The organism is Paenibacillus sp. XP01 (genome assembly GCF_057364885.1).
The window spans coordinates 3,084,553-3,103,724 of record NZ_CP139481.1 but is presented as its reverse complement, the minus strand read 5'-3'; the positions used below and the strand labels follow the sequence as shown (position 1 = coordinate 3,103,724).

Annotated in this window: 17 protein-coding genes; 3 read left to right on the top strand and 14 right to left on the bottom strand. The window is 53.3% G+C overall.

Annotation, left to right across the window (positions count from 1 at the left end; genetic code table 11):
- Positions 1–8: 8 nt before the first annotated feature.
- Positions 9–1,043, top strand: a complete 1,035-nt coding sequence (locus SNR34_RS14305; protein ID WP_486182222.1) for a zinc-binding alcohol dehydrogenase family protein — start codon at positions 9–11, stop codon at positions 1,041–1,043.
- An 86-nt stretch (positions 1,044–1,129) separates the two neighbouring features.
- Here the strand turns inward: SNR34_RS14305 and SNR34_RS14300 are convergent, their stop codons facing one another.
- The 10 genes from SNR34_RS14300 to SNR34_RS14255 all read right to left on the bottom strand — a co-directional run bounded on the left by SNR34_RS14300 (position 1,130) and on the right by SNR34_RS14255 (position 11,993).
- A complete protein-coding gene (locus SNR34_RS14300; RefSeq protein ID WP_486182221.1) occupies positions 1,130–2,368 on the bottom strand; it encodes a hypothetical protein in 1,239 nt (412 codons plus the stop codon).
- A 248-nt stretch (positions 2,369–2,616) separates the two neighbouring features.
- The gene (cntE, locus tag SNR34_RS14295; protein ID WP_486182220.1) at positions 2,617–3,792 is read right to left on the bottom strand and encodes a staphylopine family metallophore export MFS transporter CntE; all 1,176 of its coding nucleotides are present in this window, start codon (positions 3,790–3,792) and stop codon (positions 2,617–2,619) included.
- 85 nt (positions 3,793–3,877) lie between these two features.
- On the bottom strand, positions 3,878–4,633 hold the full coding sequence (locus SNR34_RS14290) for an ABC transporter ATP-binding protein (protein WP_339278052.1): 756 nt from the start codon (positions 4,631–4,633) through the stop codon (positions 3,878–3,880).
- Positions 4,599–5,441: a staphylopine uptake ABC transporter ATP-binding protein CntD gene (gene cntD, locus SNR34_RS14285; RefSeq protein ID WP_486182219.1), complete on the bottom strand. Its 843-nt coding sequence runs from the start codon at positions 5,439–5,441 to the stop codon at positions 4,599–4,601. The genes SNR34_RS14290 and cntD overlap by 35 nt, the downstream gene beginning before the upstream one ends.
- Positions 5,422–6,306 carry a staphylopine uptake ABC transporter permease subunit CntC gene (gene cntC, locus SNR34_RS14280; RefSeq protein WP_486182218.1) on the bottom strand — a complete coding sequence of 295 codons (885 nt, stop codon included), beginning with the start codon at positions 6,304–6,306 and terminating at the stop codon, positions 5,422–5,424. The genes cntD and cntC overlap by 20 nt, the downstream gene beginning before the upstream one ends.
- Positions 6,307–6,308: 2 nt before the next feature.
- Positions 6,309–7,244 carry a nickel/cobalt ABC transporter permease gene (gene opp1B, locus SNR34_RS14275; protein ID WP_486182217.1) on the bottom strand — a complete coding sequence of 312 codons (936 nt, stop codon included), beginning with the start codon at positions 7,242–7,244 and terminating at the stop codon, positions 6,309–6,311.
- 11 nt (positions 7,245–7,255) lie between these two features.
- Positions 7,256–8,896 (bottom strand): staphylopine-dependent metal ABC transporter substrate-binding lipoprotein, encoded by a 1,641-nt coding sequence (gene cntA, locus SNR34_RS14270; RefSeq protein WP_486182216.1) that lies wholly within the window; start codon positions 8,894–8,896, stop codon positions 7,256–7,258.
- Between the two features lie 54 nt (positions 8,897–8,950).
- Entirely contained in the window at positions 8,951–10,276 is a 1,326-nt protein-coding gene (locus tag SNR34_RS14265; protein ID WP_486182215.1) for an opine metallophore biosynthesis dehydrogenase, read from the bottom strand.
- A gap of 47 nt (positions 10,277–10,323) precedes the next feature.
- On the bottom strand, positions 10,324–11,121 hold the full coding sequence (locus SNR34_RS14260; RefSeq protein ID WP_486182214.1) for an SAM-dependent methyltransferase: 798 nt from the start codon (positions 11,119–11,121) through the stop codon (positions 10,324–10,326).
- A complete protein-coding gene (locus tag SNR34_RS14255) occupies positions 11,109–11,993 on the bottom strand; it encodes a histidine racemase CntK family protein (RefSeq protein ID WP_486182213.1) in 885 nt (294 codons plus the stop codon). The genes SNR34_RS14260 and SNR34_RS14255 overlap by 13 nt, the downstream gene beginning before the upstream one ends.
- Positions 11,994–12,308: 315 nt before the next feature.
- Here SNR34_RS14255 and SNR34_RS14250 point away from each other — a divergent pair, with 315 nt between their 5' ends.
- A complete protein-coding gene (locus SNR34_RS14250; RefSeq protein ID WP_339278046.1) occupies positions 12,309–13,217 on the top strand; it encodes an ArsR/SmtB family transcription factor in 909 nt (302 codons plus the stop codon).
- Positions 13,218–13,267: 50 nt separating this feature from the next.
- Positions 13,268–14,524, top strand: a complete 1,257-nt coding sequence (locus SNR34_RS14245; protein ID WP_486182212.1) for an MFS transporter — start codon at positions 13,268–13,270, stop codon at positions 14,522–14,524.
- 126 nt (positions 14,525–14,650) lie between these two features.
- Here the strand turns inward: SNR34_RS14245 and SNR34_RS14240 are convergent, their stop codons facing one another.
- From SNR34_RS14240 to SNR34_RS14225, 4 genes are all read right to left on the bottom strand, one after another.
- Entirely contained in the window at positions 14,651–15,049 is a 399-nt protein-coding gene (locus tag SNR34_RS14240; RefSeq protein ID WP_438286815.1) for an RDD family protein, read from the bottom strand.
- Between the two features lie 196 nt (positions 15,050–15,245).
- A complete protein-coding gene (locus SNR34_RS14235) occupies positions 15,246–17,453 on the bottom strand; it encodes an AAA family ATPase (protein WP_486182211.1) in 2,208 nt (735 codons plus the stop codon).
- 18 nt (positions 17,454–17,471) lie between these two features.
- Positions 17,472–18,680: an MFS transporter gene (locus SNR34_RS14230; RefSeq protein WP_236413794.1), complete on the bottom strand. Its 1,209-nt coding sequence runs from the start codon at positions 18,678–18,680 to the stop codon at positions 17,472–17,474.
- A 1-nt stretch (position 18,681) separates the two neighbouring features.
- On the bottom strand, positions 18,682–19,161 hold the full coding sequence (locus tag SNR34_RS14225; protein WP_236413793.1) for a DUF6530 family protein: 480 nt from the start codon (positions 19,159–19,161) through the stop codon (positions 18,682–18,684).
- Positions 19,162–19,172: the final 11 nt, after the last annotated feature.

Genomic DNA, 19,172 nt, shown 5'->3' with positions numbered 1-19,172 from the left:
AAACCATAATGTCAACCAAACAAATGAAAGCCGTTGGACTGTTGAACTATTTGCCTATCGAACACCCTGAAAGCCTGCTGGACGTGATGATTGATGCACCTGTGCCTACAGGGAGGGATCTGCTGATCCGAGTCAAAGCCATCTCCGTCAATCCCGTCGACGTTAAAGTGCGGGCACCCAAAAATCGGACCGAAAGCACGCCAAGAGTTCTCGGCTGGGACGTTGCAGGCGTGGTCGAGCAAGCCGGACCGGAAGCTTCGCTGTTCAAACCCGGCGATGAAGTCTATTACGCAGGCAGCATTGCCCGCCCTGGAGGGAATAGCGAGCTCCATCTCGTCGACGAGAGAATCGTCGGCAGCAAACCGGCAACGCTGGATTTTGCGCATGCAGCCGCTCTGCCGTTAACTGCCATTACCGCATGGGAAGGACTATTCGACCGCTTGGGCATAACCGCAGACAAAGAGCGCAACGAAGGCAAAACGATTCTAATCATCGGCGCGGCGGGCGGCGTCGGTTCCATCGCAACGCAACTGGCCAAATACGCCGGATTGACCGTGATCGGTACAGCTTCTCGTCCCGAATCGTCCGACTGGGCCAGATCGATGGGAGCCGACCATATCATCAACCATTACGAACCATTCGTTCCCCAGCTTCAAGCGATGGGCTTCGAACACGTTGACTACATTTTTTGTCTGAACAGCACGGAGAAGCATTGGGCCAAAATGGCCGAGGCTATTGCCCCGCAAGGGAAGATCTGCTCCATTGTGGAGACGGATGAGCTGCTCGACCTGACCTTGCTCAAAAACAAAAGCGCAACGTTTGCCTGGGAGCTGATGTTCACCAGACCGATGTTCCAGACGGCGGATATGATAGAACAGCACAACCTGTTAAACGAAGTTTCCCGCATGGTCGACGAGGGCCGTTTGCGGACCACGGTGGCAAAAATCTACTCCCCGATCAACGCAGCCAATCTGCGAAAAGCCCATGCCATATTGGAAGAAGGCCGTATGACAGGCAAAATCGTGATTGAACGCTTCGAGTAACACTCCCTTCGTTCCTGTCCTTGTCTCTGGAGTGCATCTCCTGACCAAGGGCAGGAACGATTACACTTGACGGCAAAAAGCCGCCATCATGGCGACTCCCCAAATGGATCCTCAATTTCTTCCCATTGCCCGGTGAATACATCCAGTTTGATGATGAATTGCCGATCGTTGTGCTGCACCCGCCCGAACAAATATCCATCACCGATGAATCCTTCGATCCATTCCCGGTTAACCGGCTGCAAATCGGCAGCTTCCAGCAAAGGCCCAGCCAACTTATACAGCTCAGCCTGATACCGTGTGCCATTCGTGATTTTCGCAAGATCTGGCGCATCCTTGTTGACAAGGCTTTTCAGCGGGCTTCCGGAAGTGCTGTCATGCACCGTGCCCGTCATCGGATTGACCTTCATCACCATGGCCTCGGCATCCTGGTCTTTTTTGACGAATGTCACGGTATACTGATCATCCGTCTGTTTGACCTCCCACTCATCGTTCGGCAGCCAGTGCTGCAGCAAGACGTTGAGATCTTCCTCGTTTAGCGGCGTCTCTATAAAGTAAGCGCTATGGAGTTCTACATTCGCGATATGAAGATCATGTCCGTAATCGACCACAACCTGCAGCGGAAATTCCGAAATGGAGGCCTGGCCATCGAGTTTTGCCCGCAATCGCCCATCCACCACCTCATAATATACGATGGAGCCAAAACCGACCCTTTTTCCCCAAGCTCCCTCTTCATAGTCGTACACCTTGCTCAAATGTTTACCGTCCAGCTCTGCATGGACATACGTTTTCCCGGACTCATGCTTCACGGAAGAAATAACCCTCTTATTTAACGCTTGGATGGGGTCCTCCACCGCCAGTTCCTCCAGCGTGTTCGAATTCAAAATATGAATTTCATAGATGGAGATCCCGGTTCCCCTGCCGGCATTCATATTTACGACAATCTCCCGTTCTCCGTCCCCATTCACGTCAACTTCCTCAATCGTCGGCGGGCGATTCGCGTCCATATCGGCGTTCCAGACAAACGTTTTCTGGACATCTCCCCGCAAATCCACCGTAATTTCACGCTGCATCTTGCTCCCTTTCTTGGCCGGCGTCGTGATAACGATCCCGTTATTCTCGCCTAAAACGACCGAATCAACGGCAGCATCGTTAGGCTTTCTCGTCTCGGGCTGGGTCACCTCACGTTCTGTTTCTACCTGCACCGAAGTCGGTTTCGCATTGGACAACGAACAACCGTTTAATACCAGAGCTAGAGCAGCCGCTCCGCACAACGCCTTTTTCCATCGTTTATTCTTCGACTCGTCCACGATCATGATCAACTCCATACTAAGAAATCGACTTGCATTATATTCCATTCCTTTCTATATAATGAACGTCTCCAATCATGAAGTGGTTGTCTCTAAAGTCGGGAACATGTCGAAAAAGTCATCGGATCGGGATTTGGCATCCGCCCGGGACGATGCAGAATCAAAAAAACGACAGATATCAGTCAGCTTTCTAAACAAACCCCTTCAACGTTTCAGCGTTTTTTCAAACCATGAAATCATACTGCCGCTCCAATGCACGCAAGACATCAGCGGCGATAGGCAACTGGCAGCATGACCAGACCGAGCACGGCACATACCATGAACATTTGGGCATAATTGGCGGCATCCGCCACCATTCCCATCACCATGCCGCCAAGCGAAATGCCCAAATCGGCCGTGGCGATGAACAAGCCAAGCAGCACATTCCGATCTTCTGCAGGAAGCACGAACGATAAATGCGTGGTGAGTGCAGGGTAAAGAATCGCTTGCGCGATGCCCATCGGCACTGCCCCCAAATATAAAAAGGCAGCACCGCCGCCGGCAGCGTAACTAATGCTCAAGGCCGAAAGGGAGATTAGCGTCATCATGCCCATGATCAAGGGGGCACTCCACCGTGCCCCGGAAGGCAGCTTTTTCCCCCAGAACAACCGGGCGGCAACGACGACCGCAGCCTGTATGCCGAGGTACCCACCCGCATTGGCCCCGTCCACCTCTTGCGCGTATAACGGCATAAAAGCCGTGACCGCCCCGAACACGACGGATGCCGACAACATCAGCATGCCGCAAGTTCGCAGTGCAGGCTGCTTCACCAGCTGAGCGAACATGCCCCACATGCTCCGCTGTGCCATCTTTCCGCCAAACGCTTTGCTATTCTTGTCAGGGTGCTCCTGTTGGTCCGAGCGAATCGTATATCCGAATATCGCCGTCGCCACGGCAATCACGATCAGAAGCACCGAAAAAGACGGCATACCTCCGCTTTGCCACAAGGCAATAGCCAGAAAGGGAACCATGATGCCGGGAATGTAACTGAACAGGGAATACATCGAGATGCCTTGCGCGCGATCGTTGTCAGGCAAGGCTTCGATGATGCCGATTTGCAGGGCCATGGAAAAAAAGGCCGTGCACACGCCCTGTAACGAACGGGCAGCTATATAGCCGCCAATGCCCGTAAATGTATACAAAATCAAAGCTGCTCCGTTGAGCAGCAGAATCATACGAAGTATTTTGACGGCCCCGTGCCTCTGAATGATGCGGCCTGCCCACGGGCGAAAAAACATCGTGGTCAGCATGTACGCGCCCATGATCAGGCCAACCGTCGCGCTGCTTGCGTCCCATGCGGCGCCTTGGAGCGGAATGATGACGTTCAGCACCGCATTGGCACTGAAATAGAGCAGCGTGAGCAGATACAGGCGCATGAAAGGCCAAGCTAAAGCTCCATTCACCCATGTTCCTCCTTCAAAATGGTTGACTGTGATTGCGTCATTGCGACTATGCGCAAAACTCGAAGGAAATCCCCTGCGGCCCCGCTCATAATACGATCGAGGATGCCAACAGCCGCCGGGCGTAATCGGACCGAACCTGTCCCAGCTTCGACACGTCTACCGTTTCTTCGATCCGTCCCGACTTGAGTATCACAAGCCGCTCGCACAGATAGGCCGCCGCCTGAATGTCATGTGTGATGAAAACATAACCCATGCCATACGTTTCCTTCAGTTGTTTCAACAGCTCGAGCACCTGTGCCTGAACGGATACGTCCAGCGAACTGATCGCTTCATCCATGACAACGAATTGCGGCCGGGTCAATACCGCCCGGGCGATACAGACGCGTTGGGCCTCGCCGCCGGACAGTTCATGCGCATATTTTTTGCGGTATGCCGGACTTAACCCCACCTGTTCAAGCCAGAAGTCCAGACGTTCCGGCAGCTCCTGGCGATATGCGCTTGACCGTGGAAGGGCGGCGACCGGTTCGCATAACGCTTGTTCCACCGTATAAAAAGGATGGATCGACGACGTGTAGTCCTGAAAAACGGCGCTGACCCTGCCCGCACGCACGGACCTGCGGGAGACGGGGAGTCCCTCCAGCAGCACCTTGCCCGAATCGGGGCGTTCGATGCCCAAGAGCAGGCGTCCGATCGTGGATTTGCCGCTGCCGCTCTCCCCGATTATTCCCAAGCACTCGCCTGGTGCAACGGATAGATGGATGTCCCTTAAGATGTGCTGACGCTTTCTGAATAACATTCCCCCAGCACTATAATACTTTTCGACACCGTTCATGCTCAGCATATCCGCCCTCCTCCAACATCGTTTTGAACGGTTCCGTGAGCTGGCGCCGGGTATGAATCAGATGCTGCGTATAAGGATGGCGCGGATGAGACAAGACATTCCCGGCATCCCCTTCCTCCACGATTCTTCCTTGTCTCATCACCAAAATCCGGTCAGCCATCATGCGCACCACACCCAGATCATGCGAGATCAGCAGCATCGCGCAGCCGATGCGCGCCTTCAATTGTCGGAGCTGCACCAGCACCTCGTATTGGGAAAGGGCGTCCAGCGCGGTTGTCGGTTCGTCCGCGATGATCAACTCCGGTTCCAGCAGCAGGGATAGCGCAATCATCAGACGCTGCAGCATGCCTCCCGAAAGCTCATGAGGGTATTTATTCAGAACGTCCTTGGCAGGCCGCAGTTGGACCTGCGCCAGGGCGATTTCCGCCCGTTCATCGACTTGCCTGCGCGTCCAGCCCATGTGCCGCCCCAGCGTTTCCCTGAAATGAACGCGAACTTTGCAGGACGGATCGAAGGCATTCATGCCATTCTGCATGACCAGGCTGATGCGTTTCCCCCTTCGCTCTCTCATGTCCCTCTCCGGCAGGTCAGACAAGCATTCGCCTTGAAAACGGATCTCGCCGGATTGCCGAATGGACGGATCATGGAGCCTCAGGATCGAGCGGCAGGTCATCGACTTGCCGCTGCCGCTCTCGCCCACAATGGCCAGGCATTCTCCGGCGGCCAGCCGGAAAGAACTGTCGTGCACGATGACGTGTCCGCTCTTCGCGTCCCATACGCGCAAACGATCAACTTCCAGCATATTCATACGTTCCACGCTCCTTTTTTACTTCTTTCCTTTGCCGGGAGGAAGCCAATTTGGGATCCAAAGACGCCTGTAATCCATCTGCCGCAAAATTGAACGCACAGACGACGAGAATGATCGCAAGTCCCGGAGCAACCATCAATTCGGGCTTCGAAAACATAACATCCCTTGCTTCACCCAGCATCATCCCCCATTCCGCCGTCGGCGCCTGTACGCCGAGCCCGAGAAACGACAGGCCCGACACTTGCAAAATCATGGAGCACATCGAACTGCTGGCGACCACGGCGATGTCGGCCAGCGCCATCGGCAGCATATGTTTGCGTAGAATGCGGAAATGCCCGATCCCCGCAGCCTTGGCGAACTTTACGTATCCCGCTTCCGAATGCTGCATGACGGATGTCCGAATTACCCGTGCGAACCAAGCCCATTTTGAAATGACAAAGGCGAGCAAAATGTTTTCCAGGCCAGGCCCGAGCAGCCCCACCACCGCCAGCGTCGTGACATAACCCGGAAAGGAAAGCATGACATCGCATGCCCGCATCACGATGCTGTCGATCCTTCCCTTGAAATAACCGGCGGCCAGACCCGCGAACGTTCCGATGCCAAGCGATATGCCCAGCGTGGCCAGGACCCCGAGCAAACTCGGCCGAATCCCATAGATAAGCCGCGACAGCACGCATCGGCCCAGATGATCGTTGCCGAGCGGATATGCCCAGGAAGGCGGCGCGTAACGCAGGCTCATGTCGACGGCATCCGGCGCATGCGGCGATACCCACGGAGCGAGCAGTCCCGCCAGCATGACCAGGCCCAACCATGACAAACAGATGCAGGCAAGCTTGTCTTGGCTCAAACGGCGAACGATGTTCATGTTTATGATGCCTCCTTCCGCCACCGCGGATTGAGAGCGGCATGGATCAGATCGGACAGTGCGTTAAACGCGACAAAAGTGACTGCCAACACGAGCACGTAGGCCTGAATCACGGGCAAGTCCCTGCCCAATATGGCTTTGACGGCCAGTCTGCCCGCTCCCGGCCAGGCAAACACGTTTTCGATGACCACGGTGCCGCCAAGGATGATGGGAACGGACATGCAGAAGATCGATACGGCCACCTGCAGCGAATTGCGAAGAACATGTTTCAGAATCGTGCCTTCGGACCATCCGCAAGCACGGCCATACCGAACGTAACCTTCATGCAGGTTGGCAAGCATAGCGCTGCGGACGTTGCGAAAATACAAGCCGACGTACCCCGAGGCAATGACAAACACGGGCAGTATGTAGCCAAGATACGAATCCATGCCGCTCGTCGGCAGCAAATCCAGCTTCACGGAGAAATACCAGATGCACAGCGAAGCAAGCCAGTACGAAGGCATCGCCGTCAGCAGAAACGTCACTCCCCTCACGGAAAGGTCCAGCGTTCGTCCTTCATTCAGCGCGCAAACGACACCAAAGAACACCGACAGCAGGATGATGAGCAGGCACGATATTAACGTCAGCTTGACCGTATTCCACAGCGCTGGTCCCAGCATGGACCAGACCGGCTGCCCGGACACGTAGGATTCTCCGAAGTTGAGCCGCAAGCCGTCACCCAGCCACTGCGCATACCTGACCAACAACGGCTGATCCATCCCCAAGCGTTCGCGCGTCTGTTCCAGCAGCGGTTCCGTAATTTCCGGAACTTCTTGCGCCAGCAGCACCATTTCCGCCGGGTCCATGGGCGAGAGGTTCACGAGCAGAAACGCAAGCAAAGAGATGACAACCAACAGCGGCACGGTGAGCGCCAATCGTTTAATCATATAACTCCCCATACGCCTGCGGCCTATCGTACGAACATCTGCTCAAAAGGCAGCTCGTATTGGGACTGTTTGAAAGCAATGCCTTGAAGCTCGCTTGGGGCAACGATGCTTACGCGGCCATAGGTCAGCGGAATGAATACGGCCTCGTCGTGCACGATGCCGAGAATGTCGGCGTATAGCGATTTCCGCTTCCCTTCCTCCGTGGACACCATCACATCGTCGATCTTCTGATATAGCTGTTGCGCTTCCGCGATGCCGCTGGTGGCATGTCGGTACGCAGACGCCGACGTGAATGCCGAGATCGTGCTCTGCGGATCATACGCGAGGCCCCAAGTCTGGTTGAACAACAAATCATAATCGCCGCTTGCCCTGCGGCTTGCAATGGACGATGACTCCTCGCCCACGAGTTTCAGTTCCATACCCACGCTTTTAAGACTATGCTGGATGAACTCGGACATCGCTTTCTGGGCCGGCGCATTGCTGTCATAATACAAATTCATCGTCAGCGGCGCACCTTGCTTCGTGCGGATCGTGCCGTTCGCATCGGCTTTCCATCCCGCTTGGTCCAGCAATTCCGCCGCTTTCGCTTGATCGAAGCTTCTTGCCTCCAACTCCACGTCCGCATCGTTGACATTGGGGGAGAACAGCGTATTGGCAGGCAGCTCGGTCCCTTCGGTCAGCCCCGAACTGATCGCTTCGCGGTCGATGGACAGCCAGATGGCTTGACGCACGGCCGTTTCCGCGGCAGGGCTGCCCGATTTTCCCGTGTTGGCCACGATCATGCGCGTGTTCATCGGCTCGCTGCGAACGATCTGGTACGTTCCAGACTGGATCAGCTGATCCATCGCCTGCACGTCCAAACTATCCGCTCCCCGATCGTCGGTAAAAACAAAATTGACTTCGCCCTTTTGAAGGGCAAGAAACGTGGTCTCTCCCGCCGGAAGCACCTTTGCCGTAATTTTTGGGATTTGCGGCGCGTCGCCCCAATAATTTTCGTTGGCTTCGAACACGGCATATTCATCCGGTTTATGCTCTGTGATCCGGTAAGGGCCTGTTCCATGAAATCCGTTTACGCCATCTTTCGTCTCGCCGTCCTTGAAATCGTTGGGCGACAAAAACACGTATGGACGCGTCATGGACAGTTCGGCCAATGCCGGGTAATACGGTTCGCTCAATTTAATCTTGAGCGTGTGTTCGTCTACCGCTTCGATGGTTTGAATTTTGGTGGATAATTTGATCCAGCTGTGCTTCTCGGCGTTGGCCTGCACCGCATCCATGTTTTGCTTTGCGGCGTCTGCGGTGAACGGCGTGCCGTCATGGAATTGAACCCCTTTTCTCAAATGGAACGTATAGGTCAAGCCGTCCTCCGTGATGTCCCAGGACTCCGCCAGCAGCGGCTTGATGCCCTCGGAGGTATTCTCCACGAGAGATTCATACACCATGCCCTGCGCCGACATCGACCCGGTGTACAGGTGAGGGTTCATGTCCTGGATATCCTTGGCAGTCGCGTAGACCAATTCGAATGGCCGTGCGGCATCCTCCGGCGAACTTGCCGTTTGGTTGACCGTCTCTCCTTGTCCTGAAGTTGTACCGCACCCTGCAAGAAATAGCGATGCGATGAGCAGCAATGCTGCTAATTTGGGGATATGCCTGATTGATAACACCTTGATTCCTCCTGATTCGATTTCATGATAGGTCATGGCTGCCGTGACCGGCAGCTATATGGATTGCGCGGAACCATCGTTCTTTCTGATCATCGGATCGCTGCAGATCATGTCGACGTGATCATCGAAGCTGCACGCAGCAAAGGCTCGGGATAACGGGAACGGGGCATGAATGGCTGCAGCGCGTTCCAAGGCAGATTCGTACCTTGCGATCAAACGGTCCATCACCGGACTGGCTGCGCCGAGGCGTCGGGCCATGCCGCGAATGATTTTGATGCGATAGTAATCCTCCTTCGGCATTCGGGGAATATCCAGCTGTCCTTCCTTGTTTACGTAAGTCTTGCGAATCGGCACGGCCGAGAAATCAAAGTATTTCCCCTCGGGATCGGGATCGGAAAACGGATCGATCAGCAATGAGGCATAACGGACGTACAGTAGATATTGCTGATGGATCGGCTCCAGCTCCGTAAAACGTTCGATATCTTCCCGCGCCAAGCTCTCCGGACGGACAGGATAGCTGTCCTCGTTCATGCACGCGAGCAGATTCAATTTTGGAAGCGATAAACGCTTCGTGATGTCCATGATTTCTTTCCAATAGTCCAGCATTTCTTCAATCAACCGCATGGTGATCGGTCCTTCCGGAAAAAGCTTGTAGACGTATCGCCTTGGAGCGGATGCGTGAAATACGGCTTCCAAAGCGACATCGTTCATAAACAGCGGCGGATGAACGTACAGCGAAATGTTGCGCGTCTCGGCCGCAAGCGGCGTCCCAGCATCTTGCAATTGAATGCCGAGCCGCGAAAACAGCTCGGTCAAGCGTGCCACGTTAGGCGATGCCGGGGCAGTCGAGCCGACGTATACCTTTTTCTTGATGCCTGCCGTCAGAACCTGGAATGAAGGGGGGCCTTCCTTCCATCGCGTATCCCCGAAATACGTGGAAAAACTGATGATCTCCACTTGATCATGGCCCCTGTTACGCATATAATGACTGACCAAACTGCCCGAACCGAATGTGGGCGACACCAGAATGACGCACCGAAGCTGGCGCAGAACAGAAGAATCCATCTGCTCAAGTACTTCGCAGTAGGCATCTGTCGTAACGGCTAGAACGAGCACATCCCACGGTTCATCAATGTCCGCATAGCGCGGATACACCCGGTCAAGCCTGCACTCTCCTTGCATTCGGCGATGCGATTCGTTCTGTGTTTCCGCTCGGACGGTCCCACGACTCTCCGCCAACGCCGCGAACAGGATCGACGAGCCTGCAGACTCCCTGCCTGCCAGTGCAACGGCGCAGCTGCCTTGCTGGTTCATGGTTACAGCCAGCTGAATGGCGGCAGGACCCGTTCCAGCGATCAACACACGTTCAAATGGATTCATTCGAAACCTCATCCATCCTTTCTTGGTCTATTTTTTCTTCCTTAACGTTACGGAACCTTTCGATACAAGGCGACATCGAACACATCGCGGGGTTGCAAAATGCAGCCTTCGAGCCTCCACGCCCGTTCATCCACTTCCTGCATCGGATAATTAAACAGGGACTTCAGCCCGTCTCCATAGCGCATTGCAACCACGATTTCCGAAGAAGTCAGCGGGTGGAGCCGATGGAGCATTTCGTATTTCTCGGGCACGGTGGAACTGAAAATAATATGCGTAATCCGGTCCATACCGGCCAGGTCATCCAAGGGCGATGACGAGAAGGAGACGTTCAGCTCCGGTCCAAGGGTATGGATGACATTTTGGCCAAGCGCAAGCGCATCTTCATCGATATCGATGCCGACGACCTCGGCTCCGGTTCGTCTCGCAATCATCAACGGGGTCATAGGAAATGCGCCCGAACCGACCATGAGCACTCTAGATTCGGACGTCAGGCGAAAACTGCCGAACTCCTTTTCGATGCAAGCTTCGATGTTTTGGAAGTAGTCGTCGATCCGCATCTCCCCACGCTCCAGCTTCCAAGCCCGATACTTTTCCATCATGCTCACGCAGCGTGCGGAAATTTGCCTGAGCTCTGCCCCCAGTCTTCTTGACGTGGCCGGCTTCTCATACAGCAGCCTGGTCCACAAAGCTTCATTTCTTTCATTGGTAATAAAGCCCGAATATTCATTGATGATGTGCTCCAACCGTACTCCATGCCCAGCGCATCCATCGAATTCGCGGGCCAAATCGGTGAATGATTCCATGAAGGAATGCAGCTCGCGCTGAAAATCGATCATCGTTGCCATGCGATACCGACCTCCTCCTTTTCTGCTGTTTCGCCGACATGAATATATGCTTTCCCTTGTGCAACGATACCTACGCTGCCTTCGATGCGGACGGATGTGACCTCACCGTCCGTGTACGAAGCCTCCGCTTCAATGATGCCGCCAGGCTGCTTGACTTGCACGCTGACATGACTCCGAAGCTTCCATGCCAGGTACGCTCCTATGGAAGCCGTCCCGGAGCCGCATCCCCGTTCCCAGACCAGGCTGTCGAGCGTTCTGACATAGATCAACGGGGCCATTTGCCTAATGTCGGCTTGATACAGCATGATCCCGACAAGCGATTGACCCGTCGTTTTGCCCAGCAAACGAGCCAACTCTTCCGCTTGGGACCGGATTGCCTCATTGAAAGATTGGATCTCCATAATGATATGGATGGCATCGCTATAGTTGAGCTTGACCATGTGCCATATCCTGCCGCCATACGAAACGTGGAAGGCTTCAAAGCCGACAGGAACAGGCATTTCAACCCGGCAGCGGTAATTCTCGCCCTCCCTTCTGACCCGGCAAGCCACCAAGCGATCGGTTCCCGAAACTTCCAGCATCAGATCACCTTCATTCGGCCGGTCATCGTTGTTACCGGACCACAGCCATGCCGCCAAGGCCATACAGGCATTTCCGCAAAACTCGCCGCCGGCCATTCGAAGAGCCGCGCTAGCCGAAATGATGCGGGGTTTCTCGATGAATCCGACCTGTTCGGCATGAAGATGGCCATATGCCATAAGTTCTTTGGCCGTTTGCAGTCGTTCAAGATCGTCTTCATAACTCGTTGTTACAAGAATCGTCATATTTTGCGTTGGATTAAATTTGACAAAATCGACTATTTTGTTCACCATATGACCTCGATTCTCCCTGCGCTTAATCGTAATTATTACTATTAACTGGTTGTAATATAGCATAGCGGCAGCAGCCCGTCAACATAAATTTCCATATATTCTTCTTATCCCCTCAAGGCAGCATGTTGTTCCTCTCTTGGCCTATATCAATGAGATGCAGGGCTTATTCAAGGGCATTGGCAATACGAATGAATACCCCTTAATTCATCCTATTCTTGAAATGGTAGTTGATACTCCTCTTATAGTTCGTATATAATAAAACTAATAATTTGTTCTATAAATATAGAACCAATGAAAGAGAGGGCAACCATTCGCATGAACGACAACGTCGAGTTTGACTTTGCACCGATTTATGAATGTGTCAGCAGCATGACCGCTTTTATGAACAAACAAAATCATGGGGTTCTCGATCTAGGAAAACAATGGGTGCGTGATGTGCAAGACCGATTTGCACCGACAAAACTGCAGCAAATGCGGGAAATCATGAAGGCCACCGACGATTTCAGTCTTGCGCCTTATATCTGGAGCTGCCCGGGAGATCGATCGGTAGATGGCTTTTTGAATTGGTTGGAGGATTTGTCCACAGGGCAACTGTACGATATCGCTGCAAAGCTCCAGTTAACCGTCCCTTCCAATCTGCCGGAGCTGCGCAGTCGGACGGCTGAAGCCGTACGGGAATGGGACCGGCAATATTTTTCGCAGATTGACCCTGCCATTTTGGAAGGACTTGCGCGGGAAGCAGAAACGAGACGTTCCACATTGAACGGAAGCAATGGCCTTGAGGTTTACGAACAGGTTACCGCGGGCATGAGATTGTATCCTAGTGATGCACTGAAACAAGTGGTCCTGATTCCTCAATATCATGCCCGTCCCTTTGTTATTTCGGCGTTCTATGATGAAGTGATTTTCAGCAGCTATTCTTGCGATATTATGCCACCCGAACCGGGACGGCCGACAGATGCCCTTTTACGTCTGACGCGTGCATTGTCCGACGAAACCAGATTGTATATCCTGCGCCTGCTGGCTGGACAACAGCTGACCTTTACCGAGATCGTTCGTGACGTTAAATTGTCCAAAAGCACGATACACTACCATCTTATCGCTCTGCGGGCAGCAGGACTGGTCATCGTTCATTACGACCAAAAAAATACCGCGTACAGTCTGCGCCTTGAAGCACTGCATGATCTCCCGCAGCAAATCGGTTCATACATTCAAGGCAAATAGGAAAACATCCCGCCCCTTTCTGTGCAATACAACCAACTGGAGGAACCCGCATGCTCAAGCGAAGTTATTACGGCCTTCTGGCCACCATTACTCTTAGTTCGTTCGGTGATGCATTCGGCCTCTTGGCCATGGAATGGCTTGTGTACGAATTGACGGCATCCAAACTGGCTATGGGTGCCTTGGCACTCTGTTACGGCATTCCCGAACTGGTTTTTCGGCTGATCGGCTCCCCCCTATCCGATCGTTTGCACCGTGGCCGATTCATGGCCGGACTGGCTGCTGTACGATTGTTTGCCCTGCTTCTTCCTCTCGGCTTGGGCCTTGCAGGACAATTGCAATTATGGCAGTTATTTCTTGCTGCCGTATTAAGCGGTGCTTGTTCCGCATTGTTTATGCCTACAGCCATGGCAGTCGTCCCTGGAGTGGCGCAAGAACGCAAACTTGTACGGGCATTCGCCGTGATCGATGGCTGCCGTAATGCGGCAGCATTGTTGGGGCCTTCTTTGGCAGGGGCTGCCACCGCTGCCGCTGGGGCATTGCCGACGCTGGGCATCAATGCCGTTTGTTACATGATGGCTATTGGCTTCTTGTTATGTCTGCCTGCCATGCAGAAACCAAACACAATAACAGATAAATCCTTCTCGCTGCGGTCGTATATCAAAGACATTGGAGAAGGCTTCACGTTTTATCTGCGCTTTCCTGCCATGTTATCCATCATGGGGATGGTAGCCGTCAGCAACATGTCTTCCATTGCCATTTCGACCATGATGGTTCCTTTTGTCCGGGAGGTGCTGCACCGTGACGCCGCCACCCTTGGAACGCTGAGTACAGCTTCAGCCATCGGCACATTGGCAGGGCTGACCATCATCTCTTGGATGGGCGATGTTCAAAAAAGGAGGACCGTTATGCTTGGCAGTTTGGCTGCGATCGGTTTGTTCCATGTTTTGCTTGGGCTGTTCCCGACGTATCCCTCTGCGCTTGTTCTTCTATTTGCAACGGGTGTGGCCATCCCTTTCTTCGGATCGCTTAGCTCATCGCTGCACGGTACGCTCGTCCCCCGGCAGCTGCAAGGGCGCGTCAACTCCATCCGTTTTTTGATTGGCGGAGGATTGCAGCCTATTGGTGCCCTGGCAGGCGCAGCAATAGCCGAGCGTTATGGTTTGCCTTTTTTGTTCATCGCCTTTGGACTTCTTCCTTTGGTATGCGCAACTTTAGCGATATGGCTGCCGAGTCTGAAAAAACTGGATGGAGACTTAACTAACCTACGGATTGTCACAGATGACAAGGTGCATATAACAAGGAGTTAATACAAATCAAATCTTCTTGTTCTGTCTTATACCGCAAAGTCATCCCCTTCCCTTTCATAAAAAGGATCAACGACAAAAACGCCGTTCGCATGCAGGAACGACGTTTTTGGTGCTTCGGTCTTTCCCCTAATCCCAGACCACTTCCGTGCCTGCGATAAAATCGTGAATGGCACGTTTATCCTCGCGTAAACCTACCATAAAGGCACTCACAATGATTCCGATTCCAAACGTAATGGCATAAACGATCCCGGCGACGAGGACGCGCAGCAGCATCGTGCCGATGGTCGGCGGCTCATGCGAGCCGTATTTCCGAATTCGAATTCCGCATATGCGCTTTCCAATCGTCCGGCCCTGCCAAAATACCGGCAGCAGCATCGAATACAGCCCGCTAAGAAGGTTCGCCACCGGGTTGTTGCTGTCATAATCTCCCGTAAGGATGCCTGCAATGACGGCCAAAGGCAGCGTGATGATGATGCTATCCAGAATGCTTGCAGCGAGTCTGACCCAAAAACCTGCGTTATACAATGGGATTCCTCCAAACTTGAAGTACTAAGGCTTACCTGAAAACTCATCTTACAGGCAAGTTTCAGGTACGCCCTAATCATAGTATAAATTTGTATTCCGAGGAATGTATATCAATAACACCCATTTTGCAAAATCAAACATCGACGGCCCCAAAACGATTGTTTTCTGCACAGCACTTCAGCTTCATCCGCAGCATCTAAAGGTAACGCGCAATCGTACGCACCAACTTGGCCGGGAATTCCTTCAGATCCGTAATGTCCAAAAATCGTTCTTGGCCATAAATGTCGCCGATGAGCTCTTTATCATGCCCAATGGCGGCAGCCAGAAACGTAATGCCTTTTCGTTCATACTCTTCGATGGTTTGCCGCATGTCTCCCATCGCATAGCTGCCCGTGTAGTTCTCCATCGCTTTCGGTTGACCGTCGCTAATGCTGATGAGCAGCTTGGTTTGCTGCGTGGAAGCCACCAGTCGTTCGGAAATGATCCGCAACGCAAGGCCATCCCGATTGTTGCTTCTGGCCGCGATGGTCATCAACCGAAAGCGGTCGTTATCATCTGTTCTGTCACCATCTGCGTACGCAAAAACGGACATTTGCTCCAGCCTGGATACATCCGCCGTATCCCCGTAGATCAGCACAGGCACATCGCACATGCGACAAAATTCATACACTGCGAGGACTGCGCGCTTAGCGGCTTCCAGCCTTCCGAACGCAGACATGGAGGCCGATTCATCAACCCTGAGTCCAACGACCAGGGATGGCGATTCGGAAGGCGGACGTTTTTGGGCAAAATATCGATAATCCCCATAGGCCACGTGGTCCGCTTGAAACCTGCTGCCATAATAGCGATTCTTTGAAAAGTCAGGTGACTCTTCATGCTGGAGCAGCGGGAGCGCCTGTCTGGCGATTTCCCTAATGATCGGGAACAGCTCTTTGCTCATGCGAAGATACGCTTCCTGATCCTGGACACTGTAGTCGGGACGATGGACGATAAGCCGGATCCCTCGGTGGACCGAATCGGCAGCGGTCTGCCGTGCATCCCGGTTCAGTCTTTTGCGAAAATCCCGCTCTTGCTGTTTGGCCTCCTCCAGTGCTTGCCTATGATCGACCTGATGATACTGCGGTTCTGCTTCGCCCTCGGTTTCCGATCGCTCGGTGTAAGCCGCGTCATCCGGGACTTCAGTGCTTCTCCCTTCGTGGTCTGCCGACGTTTTGAACGAAGCGCCTTGCTCCCCGGAGAGTTGTTCAAGTTCATTGCTTTGCTGAAAAATATCTCCCTCCAACTGAATATCCGCCGCTTCGCTCAAATTCCGTTTTTTTTTTTCGAAAACGTCATCCAGTTCCGCGAGCAGCCCGCGTTTTTCGAGCGCTTCTTCCAATAGCCTGATTTCTTCGGCATCTGTCGTCATTTTGTATATCACTTTATAGTACATCGATTCCCGGGCAGAAGCCCCTCGGGCTACGGCATCGGTCCAGTAAAAGAATGAGCGCATGCCGGCAACGCCTTTGATAGCATTGGCCCGAGCCGTCTGATCCAGCAAAATAATGATTTCCGAGAGCACGCTCAATACCGCTTCATCGTGGAATCCAACTTTCGCCCTCGCCCGTTCCACCATGACCTCTTTGGTCGGCAAATCCATTTTCTCCGAATGCTGCACCCTGTCTCGCAATGCTTCGTTCAGCGGTCTGGCGCCCGCATAGCTGCGGTTCGCGGTAATCACCGCGACAAAATCCGGATGTCTGCGGATGATCTCTGTCGGGAGATTGATGCTTCCGTCCAGCTCCAGCGCCGAGTTTAGTGCCATCAGCACCGCGGCATCGCGAATGACGTTAGGCTCCTGAATTTCCAGAAGGTAACCGTTTCGATAAGCTCTGACGATCTCGGAGGGATAGAAGCGGTATTCGACCGTTTCACGTTTGGCGTGATCTTTAACCTGCTGTAACAACCGTTTCATTCGGGCTGAAGCCTGCTCCTGCGTCACTCCCCATGCCTCTGTCAGCACTTCGGCGATACTTCGGAACCCATCGCTCTCGTACAAAGCCTGAAGCGCTTTTTGATCCGAGGAATCGAGCTGTTCCATCTGTTCCGGCCCGATGACGGGAAGAATAGCGCCAATGATATCCGACTTATCCATATCGGCAAAACAGGTGACCTTCGTATACGGCAGCCCCAAGTTGGCCGACAGCGCCTTCGCCAATTGCGTTTTGCCTGATCCGGCATCGCCTTCCAGCAAAATATTGGCGATCTTCATCTCTCCGCGATGCCAATTGCGTTTGATTTCTTCGGTGATCCGCAGTTCCTCCTGACTCGTTTTATGGGAATCCGGTTTATGCCATATCAGTTTTTGCTCCGCTTCCGTCCATCTCCTTTCCGGTGACAGCACGTAAGCTCCTTGATTGTTCATGTAAACTCACCTTCCTTATTACAACTGTTGAATCCTGGCCTGTTTCTCCTTCTTGCGGGGAAGGATCGGAACAAGCAATAGTGCCCCGACGATAATCAAACCTCCGCTCACCGCATAGACGGCCAGCAGCGAAAACGAATCCTTCATATATCCGGATACAAGCATGCCGACGACCATCATGCCCATAAACACAGGCGTAATGGTCCCGGATACCCGCCCGATGTAAGCCGCTTCGCTGTTTCCTACGATTAATGTTTGGATACCGCCTTGAATGCATGGGTAGACCAAACCGCTAACGACAAGCAGCAGAACCGTGAGCCAGATCAAAGTGGAGGCTCCGATGCCGATCGTGCAAACGGAAGAGACGAGCAGACCTGCCATAAGCATCGTTTGCGGACTCATCTTCCTGGCCTGGGAAATGATAACGGCACCGCCGATCAGCATCGCCGCCCCGTTCGCCATAACGAACCATTGCAAATAGGACACGTCCAGCCTTAATTGCTCGATCACGAGAAAAATTTGTAGCGGCTGCGTTAATCCCGAGGCCAATCCGACGGCGGCAAACGTCAAACTAAGCGTCCTTAACGATCGGTTGGCACCAATGTACTTCAGTCCGGCAGCCAATTCCGCCATGAATTTGCCCGTTTGACCGGAATGGTTTTCTTCTTCGTCGCGAGGCAGTGAGGACAGGATCAGCGCAGATCCCAGAAATAGAACTGCCGTCAAAACAAGGGACACTTCAATGCCGAACCGGATGAAAATAAACGTCCCGATCACCGGACCAAGCACCATGAATGTGGCCACCAGCGTTTGCGACATGGCCATCACGCCCTGAATTTGTTCTGCCGGAACATGGCGTTTGTACAGTTTCATCGCAGAAGGCTGCGAAAACTGGGACAGGCTGGCGGAAACGAATGATCCGATGAGAAGCGCGATCCATCCCCCGTTCATCACGGTCAACAATACGGCCACCACCGACAGTGCAGACCATAGATCGCTCCACACCATCGTTCGTTTCGGCTTCCAGCGGTCGGCAAACGTGCCTCCAATCAGTCCGAACAGAAAGATCGGGGCAAATTCCGCGACCGAAATCAGGGAAACGTAAACGGGGTTGTTGTTCGTCCATTGCGTCACGAACAGCAAAACCGCGTAGTTCCGAATCCATATGCCCAATTGCAGCAGCACTCGGGAAAGGATGACGGTCCGAACGTATCGATTGGAAAACATGTCAATACCCCATTTCCTTCAAAATGGCCGACAACGTACGCAGCCGTTCGCCGATCATTTCGCCGTTGTCATTCAAAATCCGGCTGAACGCCTGAATATCCTCGCGAATGCTGTCATTTTCGGTGCAGACCGCCACCGTCATGGCACTGCCTTGCAGACCAATTTTTTGGATCACCGGTTGTGCGGGATCGTACAAATGCTCGTACCTGTAGGCTTCCTGAAAGTACTCCAACGATTGGCAAATCAGGATCGACAGGTCAAGCACCCGATGCATCAGCATCGGCTCGGATGACTCTGCAGCATCTCCACCAAGCTGGCTCCATAATATCGCGGAAATTTCTTCCCTACCCGTGCCGGCTTCCCGACTGACGCCCAATGTGAGACGTTTGCTTGCTTTATTGCCTGCCCTTACACCATCCACCTGCTCATAACGATCCGAAGCAATGACGGGTTGATGATGGAGCTGCGTGGGTGATTTCATAGTTCTTCCCT